This is a genomic window from Marinitenerispora sediminis (assembly GCF_003336425.1).
Lineage (GTDB): Bacteria > Actinomycetota > Actinomycetes > Streptosporangiales > Streptosporangiaceae > Marinitenerispora > Marinitenerispora sediminis.
Genome location: NZ_QEIO01000272.1, coordinates 1 through 2,979, shown reverse-complemented (window position 1 = coordinate 2,979; position 2,979 = coordinate 1). Strand labels below are relative to the sequence as shown.

Below are 2,979 nucleotides of genomic sequence, written 5' to 3'. Positions count from 1 at the left end.
GCCGGTGCCGTCCGCGGGGGCGCCGGGGACCGGGGGCCGGCGCATCGGGGAAACCGGGGGTCCGTCCTACGGGGCGCCGCCGTCCGTGCCCGCCGGTCCCTTGGGTTGGCGGCCGTCCGGGATCGGGGGAGCGGCGCCGTACGGCTCCCGCGCGTATGCCGTCAATTGTGGTGGCTCAGGGCGAACGACCGGATCGGTCCAAGTGACCGGTTGCGGCGACTTTGGTCGCGCGTCCGCCAGGCCGGCCCCGGGGCTGGGCCGGAGCGCCGCGCGGCGGACCGGCCGATCGGGGGCGCCGGACCGCTCGCCTGGCCCGGCCGGCTGTGCGAGCCTGGCCGCATGGCCCGACTGCTGATCGTGCACCACACCGCGTCCCCGGCCACCCAGGAGATGCTGGAGGCCGTGCTCGCCGGCGCGCGGACCGACGACATCGAGGGGGTGGAGGTCGCGACGCGCCCGGCCCTCGCCGCGACGGCGCCCGACGTGCTCGCGGCCGACGCCGTCGTCCTGGGAACGCCGGCGAACATCGGCTACATGTCCGGGGCGCTCAAGTACTTCTTCGACAACATCTACTACCCGTGCCTGGCCGACACCGGCGGGCTGCCCTACGCACTCTACGTGCACGGCAACAACGACACCGCCGGCGCGGTGCGCGCGGTCGAGGCGATCGCCGCCGGGATGTCGTGGAGCCGGCACCGGCCGCCGGTCAGCGTGATCGGGGCGCTCGGGCGCGCGGACCGCGAGGCGTGCTGGGAGCTCGGGGCGGTCACCGCGCTGGCCGCCGCCGAGCGCGCGGGCGGGACGTGACCGGGCGGCGCGGGCCGTGCCGGACCGCGTATCGCCGCTGGTGGCGGAATGTCATCGAGAAACGCGACATACCGTAGTCATTACGTCACTTCTGGTTTCTCCTGGGGCAGACTGAGGGTCTGAACTGGGGGAGATTCCGTGGTCATGCTGCAGAGGCGGAGCTTGTGGGCGGGACTCGCCGTCTACGGTGCCGCTCTCGCCCTTACGGCGCTGACGTATCCCGTCCTGGAGGCGTCGGGCGGGCCGGGCGGGCCGCCCCTGCTGTGGGGGACGTGGGTGCCGATCGCCGTCGGGCTGCTGCTCACCTGGTTCGCCGCCCGCCGCGCGCCCCAGCAGGAGTTGGAGAAGCGGCTGGACGACGTGCTCGACGGCCACCCCCTCGGCCGCGAACTGGTGTGGCTGATGGGGGCGCTGGTGGCCTTCCTCGCCGGCGTCGGAGCCATGGCGTTCGTCTTCGGCCAGATCCACGCCGACTACTTCGTGCTCGCGGTTCCGGTCGCCCGGCTGCTCTTCCTCTTCGTGGTCCCCGTACTGCTGGTCGACCGGGCCGGGTTCAGCATGGAGGGCTCGTCCACGGGGATGCCCCGGCTGGCCATGGGGGTGACCGAACCCTGGCGGTGGGTGGGGATGCTGCCGGTCGCCGGGTGCCTGCTCGCGCTCGTGCTCGGGACGGGGGAGCGGCTGACCCCGGTGCCCGACGGCGTCGCGCTCGGGGTGTTCGTGGCGCTGGTCGTCATCAGCGTCCCCGAGGAGATCTTCTTCCGCGGCATGGTGCAGACCCGCCTGGAGCGGCTGACCGACCGGTGGTCCGGCATCGTGCTCACGTCGCTGCTGTTCGCCGCCACCTACGCCCTGATCGGGGGCTACGCCGAACTGCCGCGGGCGATGCCGACCGGCGGGCAGCACGACCTCGGGCTGAGTATCGCCACCTACGGGGTCTCGGGGCTGCTCTACGGGTATGTGTGGGCGTGCTACCGCAACATGTGGCTGAACATCCTGCTCCGCGGCGGCGTCATCACGCTGGTGGTCGCGCCGTCGCTGCAGATCGTCGGATGAGGGAGGCCGGTCGCGCGGGGCCGTGCCGGCCCGCGGCGCGGCGGGGGCGGCGGTCGGGTCGCACCGGATCGGGGAGGCGCGCATGCTCGCGACGGTGGTGCGGCGCTGGGTGCTGGGCGCGGGAGCGGCCGTCTTCGTGGTGGTCGGCGTCCTGCTGCACGCGACCGGGAACACCGCGATCCGCCCCAGCGAGGACTACGCCCAGGGCCAGCTGTGGTCGCTGTGGATCCCCGTCGCGGCCGGCATGCTCCTCGTCCGGCTGCTGCCGTGGCGGGCACCGGAGGAGGAACTCGACCAGCGGGTGCGGGCGGCGCTGTCCGGCCACCCGCTGCGGCGCGAGGTGCTGTTCCTGCTGGGCTGCGTGGTCGGGTTCGCCTTCGGCGACCGCGCCCTGGACGCCGCCTTCGGGCTGGTCGACCCCTCCCTGAGCGCGCTCTCCTACCACACCGCGAAGGTGCTGTTCCTGCTGATCGCCCCCGTCGCCATCATCGGCTCGGCGGGGGTCATGCGCTACAGCCACGGTCCCGACATCCCGGCGGTGGCGATGCGGGTGGGCGAGCGCTGGCGGTGGGCGGGGCTCGCGGCGATCGCGGGCTACCTCGCCCTCTCGGTGCTCGCGCCGTGGACCACGCCGCTGCCCACGCCGCGGACCCTCCCGGACGAGTACACCCTGGTGGTGCGGCTGCTCCTCACCCTCACCACGTCGGCGCTGCTGGAGGAGGTCTTCTACCGCAGCCTGCTGCAGACCCGCCTGGAGCTGCTGCTGGGGCGGTGGCCCGGCATCGTCGCCGCGGCGCTGGTGTACGGGGTCGGCGCCGCTATCGGCACCCACGTCTACCACGGCGCCGTCCTGGGCCTCTGCATGGGGATCGCGGTCCAGGGTGCCGCGGGCCTGCTGTTCGGCTACCTGTGGTCCCGCTACCGCAACCTGTGGCTGAACTTCCTGCTGCACACCGGGACCAGCGCGCTCCCGGTGCTGCCGCTGGTCTCGGAGGCCGTGCTGCTGTGGACGTGACGCCCCCTCCCACCGGGGAGACTCGTGTGGTGACGTAGGCGCGCCCCGGCACCGTCCGGCGGCGCGTCTACGTCACCACACGAGTCTCCCCGGTGGGAGGG

The 2,979-nt window shown here is 73.7% G+C and carries 3 protein-coding genes; all 3 read left to right on the top strand.

The window, feature by feature from the left end; genetic code table 11:
• Nucleotides 1-339 precede the first annotated feature (339 nt).
• The 3 genes from DEF28_RS26125 to DEF28_RS26115 all read left to right on the top strand — a co-directional run bounded on the left by DEF28_RS26125 (nt 340) and on the right by DEF28_RS26115 (nt 2,878).
• Complete coding sequence (locus DEF28_RS26125) at nt 340-807, top strand: flavodoxin family protein (protein WP_114400856.1); 468 nt, start codon at nt 340-342, stop codon at nt 805-807.
• A gap of 144 nt (nt 808-951) precedes the next feature.
• On the top strand, nt 952-1,863 hold the full coding sequence (locus DEF28_RS26120) for a CPBP family intramembrane glutamic endopeptidase (protein WP_147280296.1): 912 nt from the start codon (nt 952-954) through the stop codon (nt 1,861-1,863).
• Between the two features lie 82 nt (nt 1,864-1,945).
• Complete coding sequence (locus DEF28_RS26115) at nt 1,946-2,878, top strand: CPBP family intramembrane glutamic endopeptidase (RefSeq protein ID WP_147280295.1); 933 nt, start codon at nt 1,946-1,948, stop codon at nt 2,876-2,878.
• Nucleotides 2,879-2,979 lie beyond the last annotated feature (101 nt).

Bases quoted from the DNA above. Each gene is read 5' to 3' on its own strand.
- DEF28_RS26125 (WP_114400856.1), top strand. From the start codon at position 340: ATGGCCCGACTGCTGATCGTGCACCACACCGCGTCCCCGGCCACCCAG.
- DEF28_RS26120 (WP_147280296.1), top strand. From the start codon at position 952: ATGCTGCAGAGGCGGAGCTTGTGGGCGGGACTCGCCGTCTACGGTGCC.
- DEF28_RS26115 (WP_147280295.1), top strand. From the start codon at position 1,946: ATGCTCGCGACGGTGGTGCGGCGCTGGGTGCTGGGCGCGGGAGCGGCC.